Below are 13598 nucleotides of genomic sequence, written 5' to 3'. Positions count from 1 at the left end.
AGAATCCGAAACCATCACCATCAGATCAACGCAAAATCTCCTGCGCCCATGTCGTTGAGCCACCCTTTGCCATCGATCTTGGAAACACCCGCATACAAAGATGGATGACAGACAGGAATGCACTTGGCTGTGCGAAATTGTACCGGGCAGGCGCCTATTACGACGCGGTAAGCCTGATGAACTACAACCGTGACCGGAGTGCCCATTCAGGGCTCTACCTCGCCGGGGAGTCTTTCTCTGTCGATGCCGGCTGGACCGAGCCGTGTCTGCGCACTGCCATCGACACCGTGATCAACCTCTGCAACAACACCGGCGCATGTTTCAAGGGGGGCTTCAGCCTCGAGCACTATCCGCATTATCAGGTGCCTCGACAGGCGCTTTGAAACAACTTTGTAGGAGTGCTCCTCCACGTCTTTTCGCAATCTCCCTCAGTTCCAGAGGATCCTGCTGACTGTCGCCCCACCTGCCATGCCCGTTCTACTGGCGGCCTTCCACAACAACCAGAACAGGAAGCCGCCATGCAGGAACACACCACTCCCGTCAGCCCCGTACGCATTGCCGTCATCCAGTACGACCCGCAGGTCGGCCTGGACCACTGCGATGGCAACCTGAGCCGTGGCCTGGCCCTGGCCCGCCGCGCCGCACGTGAAGGGGCGAACCTGATCGTGCTGCCGGAGCTGGCCAACACCGGCTACACCTTCAACTCCCGCGCCGAGGCCTATGCCCACGCCGAGACGCTGGAGGATGGACGATGCCTGCAGGCCTGGGCGGAGTTCGCCCGTGAGCAGCAGGTGTATCTGGCCGCAGGCTTCGCCGAGCGGGACGGCCTCAAGCTCTACGACAGCGCCGTGCTGTTCGGCCCGCAGGGGCTGCTCGGGCATTACCGCAAGGCGCACCTGTGGAACCAGGAAAAGCTCTGGTTCACCCCCGGAGACCTGGGCTTCCCGGTGTTCGAAACGCCCATCGGCCGCATCGGCCTGCTGATCTGCTGGGACATCTGGTTCCCGGAGGTGCCACGGCTCATGGCCGCGCAGGGCGCCGACATCATCTGCAGCCTGAACAACTGGGTCTGGACGCCGCCGCCGCTGTTCGACGAGGCCGGACGCTGCATGGCCTCGTACCTGACGATGACCGCGGCCCACGTCAACAATGTCTATATCGCCGCCGCCAATCGCATTGGTCGCGAACGGGGCGGGCGCTTCCTCGGTTGTTCGCTGATTGCCGGCACCAACGGCTGGCCCATCGGCGAGGTGGCCAGTGCCGAGGAGGAATGCATCCTCTACGCCGACGTCGACCTCAGTGCCGCCCGCTCGGCGCCGATCTGGAACAGCCTCAACGACCTGCCGCGTGACCGGCGCACCGACCTCTACGACGCCACCCTGGGGTATCGGCTGCATGCGCCGATGCCACGTTGAGGAGGCGTCATGGAACAGCGCCTTTCCTTACCACGACAACGGTCGTCATCGCTGATTCTCCTGGGCCTCGCACTGCTTTGCGTTGCCAGCCTGATGTTGGGTGGATGGCCCGACTATGCGCAGCTCGTCGCAACCCTCGACCAGCCGTTGAGCAGGCTGCGCTGGATTGTCGGCGATATCAGCGAGGTCGCCTTCTACAAGCACGAGTTGCCGGCACTGGGGCTGCTGCTGGGGGCGAGCCTCGCGCATTGGGCCCAGCAGCGCGGGTATCGTTGGCAAGGCTTCGCCATCTGCTACGGCACCGGGCTGTGGCCCTGGCTGATCATCAGCTCGCTGCTCGGTCTGCTGCTCAGCCATGCGTTGTGGGGCTGGACGCTGGAGGGTGGTGCCTGGCAGCCGACCTTCGTCGCCTTCGTCTCGCTGCCGGCGGCCATGGTCCTGCTGTTTGGCGGCTGTTGGCGCGTCGCGATCAATGGCGCGCTGCTCGGTACCGTGCTAGTCACGCCGGCCAGCCTGCTGCTGGTCAACTACCTGTGCTACCCGCTGCAGTTGCCGGTGGTGATCGGCAATGTCAGTGGCATGGCACTGGCCAGTGTGCTGGCGTTCCTGCTGTGCAAGCGCTTCCCGGCGCTGGTTCGCGATGGCCAGCGTCCAGTGGTCGCCGCGACGGCCAGCCAGCCCGACTATGGCGTGGTCTGGACCCTGCGCCGGGTACTGGCCGATTTCAGCGAAGCGCCGTTCTTTGGCAATGAACTGGCCAGCCTCGGCTTGCTGCTGGGCGTCTTGCTGGCTTATGTACTGGCCCCGGCGGCGCCGGCCTATGGCTCGCAACTGGTGCTGCAGATGGTGGCCGGGCAGGCATTGGCATCGCTGGTTGGTGTGCTGTTCTGGCGGCGGCAATGGCAAGAACGGGGCTGGTATCCGACCTATATTCCCATCGTGTCGATCGTGCCCGCCGCCGTGCTGACACTGGGCGGCAGCTGGCAGGTGATCGTCGCCAGCGCAGTGCTTGGCGCGCTGATCGCGCCACCGCTTGCCGTGGCCATCAGCCAGCGCTTGCCGGGCTACATGCACGGCTATATCGGCAATGTCCTGTCCATGGCCATCAGCACCCTGGGCATCGTGCCCCTGGTCGGCCTGCTTGCGGGAGGTAACCCATGACAGCACCACGCGTTTCGATCGCCAGCCTGGGTGGCACGGTCAGCATGCAGTCCGCGGCGCCGGGGCAGGGTGTGACACCCCGGCTCGATTGCGCCGCGCTATTGGCGTCCCTGCCGCAACTGCAGGCACTGGCGCAGATCAGCACCACCACGTTGAGCCTGGTGCCGAGCGCCTCGCTGGCGTTCAGCGACATGCTGGGTGCGCTGGCCTGGGCAAGCGCCCAAGTGCAAGCGGGGGCCCAGGCCGTGGTCCTCACCCAGGGCACCGATACGCTGGAGGAGACCGCGTATTTCCTCGACCTGCTCTGGCCCCATGACACCCCGCTGATCCTGACCGGCGCCATGCGTTCGGCCAGCCAGCCGGGCGCGGATGGTCCGGCGAACCTGCTGGCGGCGGTGCAGGTTGCAATCGCCGATGGCAGCCGGGGGCGTGGCGTGATGGTGGTGATCAACGACCAGATCCACCTGGCCGCGCGGGTGCGCAAGACTGCCAGCCTGGCGATGGCGGCCTTCGAGTCGCCTGGCGCTGGGGCGATAGGGGCGGTCGTGGAGGGCAGACCACTTTATCGCCAGGCTGCCACGCCACGGCGGGTGTTGCCCCTGCCGGCGCAGGTGGATCACCAGGTCGTCCTGCTGGAGGCCTGTCTCGATGCCGATACGAGGCTGCTGCAAGCGCTCGGAGGCCTGGGCTATTCAGGGCTGGTGGTTGCCGGCTTTGGCGCAGGTCATGTCTCTGAAGCCTGGGCCGAGGCGTTGGGGCGCATCGCCGGCAACATGCCGGTGATTATCGCCACCCGCACTGGCAATGGCCCGACAGCCCTTGGGACCTACGGATTCATCGGCGGTGAGATCGACCTGCAGGACCGGGGCCTGCACATGGCCGGCTGGCTCTGCCCGCGCAAGTGCCGACTCTTGCTGTGGCTGCTGATCGGCAGCGGGCGGCAGGCCGACCTGGCGCACTGGCTGCAGCAATAGCCCGATGCCCGTTCCCGTGATGGGAGCGGGTAGGCGTTGCCTGTGCTAGGGTGCACGCAAATTTCCGCCCTAGGACACCCGCCCATGCTCCCCGCGCTCAGCGAAAAAGAACTCGACCGTCTCGAAGACCTGCTGATCACCTACGGCAACGACTATTCGGTGCTCAACCTCGCCGAACTCAACGGTTTCTTCACCGCTCTGGCCAGCTCCCCTAGGAAGGTCAATCCCGAGCAATGGCTACCCTCCGTCGCCGGCGGCAAGGTGCCGAAGTTCAAGAAGCCCGCCCATGAAGAGGCCTATACCGCGTTGATGCTGCGTTACGCCAGCCAGGTGGCGCAAGCGCTGGCCGACGACCTCGAGCACTTCGAACCGCTGTTCGAGGAGAGCGAAGGCGAGGAAGGCCCGGCGATCATTCTCGAGGAATGGTGCTTCGGCTACATGCGCGGGACCCAGGTGGCCGAGTGGAGCGAGCTGCCGCCGGAGCAGGATCGTCTGCTCAAGGCCATTTCCCTGCATGGGCTGGAAGACAACTTCGAGCTGCTCGATTCGATGAGTTTCGATGAGCTCCAGGCCTGTGTGCCGCTGGTGGTCGAGGCGGCGCGGGGGTTGTATCAGTACCAGAAGCAGCACCGTCATTGAGATCGTAAGTGCGGGCTCGCGGGAGCGGCGATGCGGCGACCCGACTTGCCCCGCGAGTGTGATTATTCCACCTGCCGAAATACTGGATTGCTCCCAGCACTGATTCTGCTGTCGGGCAATCCAGTGCAGCATGTCCTCCAGCAGCGCCACTCCCGGCGCTGATCCGGAGCCCCGCACATGCCAAGCCCGATCAAGCTGTACAACTTCCCCAAGTCCGGCCACGCCCACCGCATCGAGCTGATGCTGTCGCTGCTCGAACTGCCCACCGAGCTGGTCTTCGTCGACCTGGCCAAAGGCGAGCACAAGCAGCCAGAGTTTCTCGCCATCAACCCCTTCGGCCAGGTGCCGGTGATCGATGACAACGGCATCGTCATCGCCGATTCCAACGCCATCCTGGTCTACCTGGCCAAGGCCTACGGCGGTGAGCGCTGGTTGCCTGCGGATCCGGTCGGGGCCGCCCGTGTGCAGCGCTGGTTGTCGGTCGCGGCGGGTCCCCTGGCCTTCGGCCCGGCGGCGGCACGTCTGGTGACGGTGTTCGGTGCCTCGTTCAACACCGATGAAGTCATTGGCCGCGCCCACACCCTGCTCAAGGTGATCGACGCCGAACTGGCCAAGGGCCCGTTCCTGGTCGGTGACCAGGCGACCATCGCCGATATCGCCAACTACTCGTACATCGCCCACGCACCGGAAGGTAACGTGTCGCTGGAGCCTTACCCCAACGTGCGCGCCTGGCTGGCCCGTGTCGAGGCGCTGCCAGGCTTTGTGCCGATGCCGCGTACGGTCATCGGTTTGCAGACCACCCTCTGAGCCCCGAGGAATGCCGCCATGCAATCGCCCTGGCATGCAGGTGAAAAACAGCTGCAGGAGCACGTCGGTGTTGCCGAGCGCATGGAGGCGTTCGGGCAGAAGGTCATTCGTGACTACATGCCCGACCAGCATCGCATGTTCTACCAGCAGTTGCCGTTCATGGTGGCCGGTGCCGTGGACGCCGCAGGCAAACCCTGGGCGACGCTGCTCGAAGGCCCGGAAGGCTTCGTCAGCTCGCCCGATCCGCGGCAGCTGCTGATCGGTGCCGATCTCGCCAGCGACGATCCGGCCACGCCGGGCCTGGTGGCGGGTGGCGCCATCGGCCTGCTGGGGATCGAACTGCACACGCGGCGGCGCAATCGCCTCAATGGCCTGATCCGCCGGGCCAGCGCCGACCAGCTGGAAGTGGTGGTCGAGCAATCCTTCGGCAACTGCCCGCAGTACATCCAGATGCGCGAGTACACCCGCGTCGACGAGCCGCCGCAGGGGCGACGGGATTCAGCGGCACTGGATGCCGCGACCCGCGCCATCATCGAAAGCGCCGACACCTTCTTTGTCGCCAGCTACGTCGATCAGGACGCTGGCCAGCGCTCGGTGGACGTGTCCCACCGCGGTGGTCGGCCCGGTTTCGTCAGGGTCGAGGGCAATCGCCTGACCATTCCCGACTACGCTGGCAACCTGCATTTCAATACCCTCGGCAATCTGCTGGTCAATCCGGTCGCCGGCCTGCTGTTCGTCGACTTCACCACGGGCGATGTGCTGCAGGTTTCCGGGCGTACCGAAGTCATTCTCGACAGCCCGCTGATCAGCGCCTTCGAAGGCGCCGAGCGGATCTGGACCCTGGACATCGAGCAGGTGGTGCTGCGCCGGGCTGCCGTGTCGCTGCGCTGGGCCTTCCAGGCATACGCACCCACCAGCCTGATGACCGGCACCTGGCGCGAAGCCGAGCAGCGCCTGCAACAGCGCGAACGGCAGCGTCAATGGCTGACCTGGCGGGTACTGCACATCGAGCAGGAGAGTCGCGATATCCGCTCGTTCCATCTGCAACCCGAGGATGGCGCCGCAGTGGCCTTCGCCCCTGGCCAGCATATTCCCGTGCGTTTGCGCATCGATGGAGAGACGCCGCTGATCCGTACCTACAGCCTGTCCAGCGCGCCGTCCGATGGCTTCCTACGCATCAGCGTCAAGGCGCAGGGGCCGGCGTCACGCTATCTGCACCAACAGGTGAAGGTCGGCGATCGGCTGGAGGTGCGCCAGCCCATGGGCAGCTTCACCCTGGATCAGCAGAGCGACCGGCCACTTGTACTGATTGGCGCGGGCGTCGGCATCACCCCGTTGATCGCCATGCTCCGCGAGCAGTTGGCGAAAGGGCAGGGGCGGCGCATCCACCTGTTCCATGGCGGGCGCACACTGGCCGACTTGCCGTTTCAGCAGGAGCTTGCCGTGCTTCAGCAACACGCCAAGGGCTTGCTGAGCATCCATCGTGCCCTGAGCCAGCCCGAGCCACAGGCCGTGCTGGAGCATGACTACCAATTCGCCAGCCGTCTGGGCATCGAGCAAATCAAGGCCACGCTGGCATTGGATGACTACGACTTCTACCTCTGCGGCCCGGCCAGCTTCACCCAGGACCTGTACGAAGGCTTGCGCGGCGTGCATGTGCCCGACGCCCGCATCCATGCCGAAGCCTTCGGCCCCTCGACCCTGCGCCGCCACACCGACGACAACCAGCCGACGCTGCAGCAGCCCCCGCCCGCCAGCCAACCGGTGCCGGTGTACTTCGCCAGCTCCGCCAAGGAAGCGCGTTGGGCGCCGGACAGCGGCACGCTGCTGGAACTGGCGGAAAGCCGTGGCCTGTCGCCGGACTTCAGTTGCCGAGGGGGCTCCTGCGGTACCTGCAGGACCAAACTGGTCAGCGGCCAGGTCCACTACCCGAACCCGCCCGCCGAATTGCCCGAGCCCGGCAGCGTGCTGATCTGCTGCGCCATCCCCGCCCAGGCCGAGGACGGCGTGCAGCCTCTGGTACTGGAGCTCTAGCGTGACCACGGCGATAATCGCCCCACGACAACGCGTGGGGCGCGGCATGGACCAGATCCACCTGATGAAAGTGTTCGTGGCTGTTGGCGAGCTGGAAAGCTTCGCCGCCGCCGCCCGCCGCCTGGCGATCTCGCCGGCGGCGGTGACCCGCGCCGTCAGCGCCCTGGAGGAACAGCTCGGGGTCAAGCTGCTGCTGCGCACCACCCGCAGCGTGCGCCTGACCGAGGCCGGCGGGCGCTACCTGGAGGACACCCGGCACATCCTCGCCAGCATCGTCGAGGCCAACGAAGCCGCCGCCGGCATCAACGCCGCGCCCAAGGGCGACCTGGCGGTGACCGCGCCGATCCTGTTCGGCAAGAAGTTCGTCATGCCGTGCATCGTCCGTTACCTGCAGCAGTACCCCGAGGTGGATGTGTCGGCGTTCTTCCTCGACCGCGTGGTGAACCTGGTGGAGGAGGGCATGGACGTGGCCGTGCGTATCGGCCAGTTGCCCGATTCGGGCCTCAAGGCGTTGCGCGTGGGCAGGATGCGCCGGTTGTTGTGCGCCTCGCCCGAGTACCTCGAACGCCACGGCACGCCGCGCCATCCCTCGGAATTGCAGAAGCACGAAGTCATCGCCGCCGGAACCCTGTCACCGCGCACGGACTGGCGCTTCGGCGCCATCGACGACCCGACGCTGATCCGCATGAAGCCGCGCCTGACCGTGACCAGCAACGACGCCGCGATCGCCGCGGCCAGTGCCGGGCTGGGGATTGCACGGTTGCTGTCGTACCAGGTGGCGGATGAAGTGGCGGCCGGGCGTTTGCAGGTGATCCTGGCCGAGTACGAGGAAGCGCCGTGGCCGATCCATATCCTGCATCGGGAGAGCAAATATGGCTCGACCAAGGTGCGGACCTTTATCGATATGTTGGCCGAGCATTTGCGTAGCCAGGTGCACTTGGCCTGATCCAGATAGCTGGGGCTGCTGCGCAGCCCTTTCGCGGCACAAGGCCGCTCCTACAGGCGAACGCACATCTCTCTGTAGGAGCGGCCTTGTGCCGCGAAAGGGGCGCAAAGCGCCCCCGGCATTCAAGCGCCTGAAAGCGCCGCACACTCCGCCAGCACCCTCAACCCGCCCATCACCTCCGACGTAATCACCCGCCCCAGGCATACCCGCAACCCAGTGCCACATTCCCCATCGGCAAAGAACATCCCGCTGGCGCCGACATTGCAGCCACGCTCCGCCGCAAGCCGCTGCAGCGCCACCATGTCCGTCCCTTCCGGCAATTCGATCCAATGGATAAATCCACCCTGCGGCGCCACATAACGCGTCCCCAGCGGAAACGCCGAGCGTACCAGCGTCTCCATCACCCCGGCCTGCGCCGCCAGCCGCCCGCGTAGCTTCGCGCAGTGCTCCTCCATGTACCCCCGACCGATAAACTCATCCAGCACCCGCTGGGCCAGGCTCGACACCGCCAGGTTGCGCGAAAACAACTGGGCCAGGATCGCATCCCGATACCGCCCCGCCACGCACCAGCCCACCCGGTACCCCGGCGCCACGGTCTTGGAGAACGACGAGCAATAGATCGTCTGCCCGGTCTCGTCGTAGTGCTTGATCGCCTTGGGCCGCTGCGCCTCGTCCACCAGGTCGAAGAAGATATCGTCCTCGATGATCGGCACATCCGCTGCCTGCGCCAGCTGTGAGAGCCGTGCCCGCGCCGCGTCGGGCATGATGAAGCCCCGTGGGTTCTGCAGCGTCGGGTTGAGGAACACCACATCGACCTTGCCACGCTTGAGCGCCCATTCCAGGTGCTCGAGGTCCATGCCGCTGTCGGCGTGGGTGCGGATGGGCAGGGCGCGCATCCCCAGACGTTCTATGGTCTGCAGGATGCCGTAGTAGGTAGGTGTCTCGATGGCCACCGTGGCCCCTGGCCGGGCGACGGCTTCGAGGGCCAGCTCCAGGGCCACGGTGTCGCCCGAGGTCACCAGGATATCGTCTGGCCCGCAGGTCACGCCGCGTTGCAGCATCAGCCCGGCGATGCGCCGGCGCAGCGAGGCCAGGCCCGGCGGGGCGATCAGGCCGGCCAAGGGTTGGTCGGTCTTGGCGGCCAGTGTCGCCAGGCACTTGTTCAGCAGCACCTGGGGCGTGAGCTCGTCGTGCAGCACCGCCGAGCTCAACGACAGCGCGGTATTGCTGGCCGCCTGGGCGAGCATGGCGACCACCGCATGGTTGACGTTGACGGTGACACTGGCCAGGTCGAACCCCTGTACCTGGGCCGCGCCCTTGGCGACGAAATAGCCGATCCGCGGCGTGGCCTGCACATAGGCATTGGCCTCCAGCTCCGCCAGGGCCCGCTGCACGGTGGCGATGCTGCTGTCGAACAGCCGCGCCAGCTCGCGCACCGAGGGCAGTTGCGTGCCGCTGGGCCATTCGCCGCTGTCGATCTGGCGCAGCAGCCAGGCGTTGACGGTGTGCCAGCGTTTGTCGGGCTTGGGGTTCCGGTCCATGGGGGCCTTGTGTCGTGTCAGGCGGGGGCTCCGGAAAGGTAGAGCAAAACCACGCCGGTTGCAGCCACGACGACGATGTTCAGCAGTACCAGGGCAAAGCCGAAGCGGATCAGCCCGTGCTCCTCATCACGGTTGGCCCCGGCCAGCCCGATGATCAGCGACAGGATCGACAGCGAGCCCAGCGCGCCATGCCCGGCGGCGCTGTTGACCATCGCCGCCAGCCACGGGCCGTGGACCGTGGACAGCGCGGCGATGGAGGGCATCACCAGCGTGTTGCCGCCGACATTGGAGCCGGTGACATAGCCGGCCAACCCCGCCAGCAGCGACACCGTCGACGCCAGCGACACCCCGGACAGCGCCTGCAACGCCCGTTGCGCCTCGACCAGGAAGCCGGCCTTGACCATCACCTGCGACAGCAGCAGGAACAGGAAGATCGTCGCCACCGGGAACCGTGCCCGGGTGACCAGCGCCTGCCATGGGAAGCCCGCGCCCTGGCGCCCGACCATCATCAGCACCACCAGCAGCAAGGCCAGCCCCGGCGAAGCCAGTGGCTTCCACGACACGTTGGTGCCATGCACCACCCACAGCCCGTCCCACCCCGACAGCAGGAACAGCCCCCGCGAGATGATGATCACCGCCAGCAGGGCCAGGTACGGCCATGCCGCCTGCGGCCAGCGCACCAGCGCCCCGCGCCGTGCCCAGGACATCCCCAGGCCCACGCCGGCCACCGCCAACCCAGCCAGCACGCCCGACGCCTCCGGCCCGATCCAGCGGTTGACCGCATACAGCACCGCGCTGAACAGCAACGAGACCAGCGCCAACCCCAGCCAAGCCTGCAGACTGCGAATCCCCGCCAGCACCAGCGCCACGGCGGCCAGGCCGAGGAACACCGGCGCGCTGACCAGCGCCGAATGGCTGCCCAGTTCCTGCGCCGGCACGTGGGCCAGCAGCGCGCCGATCACCGTGGCCAGCCCGAGCGTGCCCCAGGGCATCACCACCATGCCGGCCAGCGCCATCTTCATGCCGACCTGGCGCGAGAACAGCCCCATCAGCAGCGGCACCGTGGCGATCAGCGATACGCCGAACCCGGTCATCGCCTCCAGCAGCGGCGCTAGGCCCAGCACGATGAAGATCACCTGCATCGGCGGCGTCCAGCCCAGCTCCCGCACCCAGGCGCCGATCGCCTGCGGGGCGTTGGCGCGTTCGACCAGGATGACGAAGGCCAGCCCCGGGACGATCACGCAGGCGGTACTGAGGAACAGGATCAACGTGTCTTGCAGGATGGCGCCGGACACCGCCGCCGACAGCGGCTGCGCAGCGCCCAGGCCCCATAACAGCAAGACACCGGCCACACCGGCCAGCGCGGCCTGCACGGGTGGGCGGCGCAGCAGCAGGATCAAGGCGATCACCAGGCCAATGGGGGACATTTGCAGCAGCAGGGCAGCCATGATGCGGGTTCCTTCAGCCATCCAGGGAGTGAGGTGGAGGGTGAAGGGCGGGCGCCTGCTGAAACAGATACAGCGCCCGGGCGATTTTCAATACAGCCCGGGCGGGGTTACTGCGGTGTCAGCAACCGGTCCCGGCAGGCCTGGAGAATGTCGTCCGCCAGCGGCGAATCGTCCGGGCAGGCGCGGGAGAGCGTGATGGCGCCCACCAGGGTGGCGATCACGCCCAGGCGCCGGGCGCGTTCGGCCTGCTCGTTGGCGGCATCCGTCGGCTCGCTGGCGGCCTGGAGCGTTGCCAGCAAGCGCTCGAGCCCGTCGGCAAACACCGTCTTCACGGCGTCGGGCTGGCGCGCGGCATCGCTGGCCAGCGCCGCCAGGGTGCAACCTGAGGCCGGGTTGTCGCGGTGCTCCCTGGAGAGGTACTGGCGCAGGTAGTCCGCCACACCGCCACCTTCGGTGCCGGAGGCGTTCTGCGACAGCCCGCAGGCCGCCGCCTCGGCCATGAGGTCGGCCTTCGAGCCGAAATGCTTGTAGAAGCCGCCATGGGTGAAACCGGCGGCCGCCATCAACTCGGCGACGCCGACCCCGTCATAGCCCCGCTGGCGGAACAACGAGGACGCCGTCTCGATGATATGGGCGCGGTTGGCCTGGGCTTGTGCCTTGGTGACTTTCATGGCGGATGACTCCTGCGCCGTGGGGATGAGGTTAATCATACATTGATGTCGGTCATCATCAAAATGTTGACATGGTTAGATGATGGTCGTAATCATAAAGGCCAGGCCCACCCCGATCGGGTGTCGCCATCCACCTTGAGGATTTGCCATGAGTGCCTTGCCTACCGTTCTCGTCACCGGTGCCTCCAGCGGTATCGGCGCTACCTATGCCGAACGCTTCGCCCAGCGTGGTCACGACCTGGTGCTGGTCGCCCGCGACCAGGCGCGCCTGGAGACCCTGGCTGCCCGCCTGCGTGAGCACTTCGCTGTCGCCGTCGAGGTGCTGGTCGCCGACCTCACCCAGGCCGATGCCCTTGCTCGGGTCGAAGCGCGGTTGCGTGAAGACGTGCGTATAGGCGTACTGATCAACAACGCCGGGCAAGGCCAGTCAGGGGGCTTCCTGGGGCAGGATGGCGCAAGCCTCGAGCGACTGATCGGCCTGAACGTCACCGCCGTCACCCGCCTGGCTGCCGCCATTGCGCCGCGCCTGGCCGAGCAGGGCACTGGCGCGATCGTCAACATCGGCTCGGTGGTGGGGCTGGCGCCGGAACTGGGCATGACCGTGTATGGCGCCACCAAGGCGTTCGTGCAGTTCCTGTCCCAGGGGCTGGCGCTGGAGCTGGGGCCGAAGGGTGTCTATGTGCAGGCCGTGCTGCCGGCCGCGACCCGCACCGAGATCTGGTCGCGTTCCGGATTGGATATCAACACGTTGCCAGAAGTGATGGAGGTGGAAGACTTGGTCGATGCTGCGCTGGTGGGTTACGACCGCCGCGAAGCGATCACCATTCCGCCCTTGCAGCACGCCGACCGCTGGGCTGCGCTGGATGGCGCCCGGCAGATGCTGATGGGGGATTTGCGCCAATCCCAGGTCGCCGAGCGCTATCGCAGTGCGCAGTGAGTCACGGGAGATCTCAATGAAAGCTTTCATCATCGATCGTTATGGCAAGGATGTCGTCGGGCGTATCGCCGAAATGCCCGTGCCCGCCCTGGGGGATGACGACGTGCTGGTGCGGGTCCACGCCGCCGGGGTGAACGCCCTGGACGTGAAGCTGCGTAACGGCGAGTTCAAACGGGTGCTGCCGTACCGCTTGCCGCTGATCCTGGGCAACGACCTGGCCGGTACCGTGCTGCGCGTGGGTGCCCGTGTCACCCGCTTCAAGCCCGGCGACGAGGTCTATGCACGGCCCGGGCAGGCACGCATCGGCAGTTTTGCCGAACAGATCGCCGTCACCCAGCAGGCGCTGGCGCGAAAGCCCGCCAACTTGAGCATGGAACAGGCCGCCGCGCTGCCCTTGGTGGCCTTGACCGCTTGGCAGGTATTGGTGGAAACCGCCCAGCTCAAGCCGGGGCAGAAGGTGCTGATTCATGCGGGCTCCGGTGGCGTGGGCAGCATCGCGATCCAGTTGGCCAAGCACTTGGGGGCGTTCGTCGCCACGACCACCGGCACGGGCAATGTCGAATGGGTGAAGGCCTTGGGCGCGGATGTGGTCATCGATTACAAGCGCCAGGATTTCACCCGGGAATTGCGCGGCTACGATGTGGTGCTCAGCGGGTTGGAGGCAGGCACCTTGGAGCGCTCGGTGCAGATTCTCAAACCGGGTGGCCAGCTGATTTCCATTTCCGGGCCGCCCACGCCTGAGTTCGCGGCCGAGCAAGGGATGGCTTGGCCATTACGGCAGGTACTTCGCCTGCTCAGCCGCCGCATCCGCAAGCGTTGTGAGGCCTCGGGCGTGCGCTATCGGTTCGTGTTCATGCGCGCCGATGGTCGACAGTTGGAGGCCATCACCCAGCTGGTGGAGGAGAGGATCCTGACGCCGGTACTCGACCAAGTGTTCGCCTTCGAGGCTACCGAACAGGCGTTGGCGGCGGTGGCAGGTGGGCGGAGCAAGGGCAAGGTGGTGGTGCGGGTGGCTTGAGCTGCGC

At 66.4% G+C, this 13598-nt stretch carries 12 protein-coding genes and 1 pseudogene; 10 read left to right on the top strand and 3 right to left on the bottom strand.

The window, feature by feature from the left end:
* Positions 1-71: 71 nt before the first annotated feature.
* From VUG52_RS20850 to VUG52_RS20815, 8 genes and pseudogenes are all read left to right on the top strand, one after another.
* Positions 72-383, top strand: a pseudogene (locus tag VUG52_RS20850) (FAD-dependent oxidoreductase); the annotation flags it as partial.
* 135 nt (positions 384-518) lie between these two features.
* Positions 519-1415: a nitrilase family protein gene (locus VUG52_RS20845; protein WP_050704249.1), complete on the top strand. Its 897-nt coding sequence runs from the start codon at positions 519-521 to the stop codon at positions 1413-1415.
* 93 nt (positions 1416-1508) lie between these two features.
* A complete protein-coding gene (locus VUG52_RS20840) occupies positions 1509-2576 on the top strand; it encodes a hypothetical protein (protein WP_331833184.1) in 1068 nt (355 codons plus the stop codon).
* Positions 2573-3550 carry an asparaginase gene (locus VUG52_RS20835; protein ID WP_050704251.1) on the top strand — a complete coding sequence of 326 codons (978 nt, stop codon included), beginning with the start codon at positions 2573-2575 and terminating at the stop codon, positions 3548-3550. Before VUG52_RS20840 ends, VUG52_RS20835 begins: the two co-directional genes overlap by 4 nt.
* A gap of 84 nt (positions 3551-3634) precedes the next feature.
* Entirely contained in the window at positions 3635-4189 is a 555-nt protein-coding gene (locus tag VUG52_RS20830; RefSeq protein WP_050704252.1) for a UPF0149 family protein, read from the top strand.
* Positions 4190-4366: 177 nt separating this feature from the next.
* Positions 4367-4996 carry a glutathione S-transferase family protein gene (locus VUG52_RS20825; RefSeq protein ID WP_028692248.1) on the top strand — a complete coding sequence of 210 codons (630 nt, stop codon included), beginning with the start codon at positions 4367-4369 and terminating at the stop codon, positions 4994-4996.
* An 18-nt stretch (positions 4997-5014) separates the two neighbouring features.
* Positions 5015-7030: an FAD-binding oxidoreductase gene (locus VUG52_RS20820; protein WP_331832031.1), complete on the top strand. Its 2016-nt coding sequence runs from the start codon at positions 5015-5017 to the stop codon at positions 7028-7030.
* 46 nt (positions 7031-7076) lie between these two features.
* Complete coding sequence (locus VUG52_RS20815) at positions 7077-7976, top strand: LysR family transcriptional regulator (protein WP_262952196.1); 900 nt, start codon at positions 7077-7079, stop codon at positions 7974-7976.
* Positions 7977-8098: 122 nt separating this feature from the next.
* On the opposite strand, the gene VUG52_RS20810 is transcribed toward VUG52_RS20815, so the two are convergent.
* From VUG52_RS20810 to VUG52_RS20800, 3 genes are all read right to left on the bottom strand, one after another.
* Positions 8099-9517: an aminotransferase-like domain-containing protein gene (locus VUG52_RS20810; protein ID WP_050704255.1), complete on the bottom strand. Its 1419-nt coding sequence runs from the start codon at positions 9515-9517 to the stop codon at positions 8099-8101.
* Between the two features lie 17 nt (positions 9518-9534).
* Positions 9535-10965, bottom strand: coding sequence for a transporter (locus VUG52_RS20805; RefSeq protein WP_050704256.1), 1431 nt, complete (start codon positions 10963-10965; stop codon positions 9535-9537).
* 107 nt (positions 10966-11072) lie between these two features.
* Positions 11073-11636 carry a TetR/AcrR family transcriptional regulator gene (locus VUG52_RS20800; RefSeq protein WP_262952174.1) on the bottom strand — a complete coding sequence of 188 codons (564 nt, stop codon included), beginning with the start codon at positions 11634-11636 and terminating at the stop codon, positions 11073-11075.
* A 148-nt stretch (positions 11637-11784) separates the two neighbouring features.
* Here VUG52_RS20800 and VUG52_RS20795 point away from each other — a divergent pair, with 148 nt between their 5' ends.
* Together VUG52_RS20795 and VUG52_RS20790 are read left to right on the top strand one after the other, a co-directional pair.
* Positions 11785-12573, top strand: coding sequence for an SDR family NAD(P)-dependent oxidoreductase (locus tag VUG52_RS20795; protein ID WP_262952175.1), 789 nt, complete (start codon positions 11785-11787; stop codon positions 12571-12573).
* Positions 12574-12589: 16 nt separating this feature from the next.
* Positions 12590-13591 carry an NADP-dependent oxidoreductase gene (locus VUG52_RS20790; RefSeq protein ID WP_331832029.1) on the top strand — a complete coding sequence of 334 codons (1002 nt, stop codon included), beginning with the start codon at positions 12590-12592 and terminating at the stop codon, positions 13589-13591.
* The last annotated feature ends 7 nt before the right edge of the window (positions 13592-13598 follow it).

Source organism: Pseudomonas sp. LH21 (assembly GCF_036549575.1).
In the GTDB taxonomy this organism is placed as follows: Bacteria; Pseudomonadota; Gammaproteobacteria; order Pseudomonadales; family Pseudomonadaceae; genus Aquipseudomonas; species Aquipseudomonas peradeniyensis.
The sequence above is the reverse complement of the archived record's forward strand: the minus strand, read 5'-3'. Positions and strand labels throughout refer to the sequence as shown.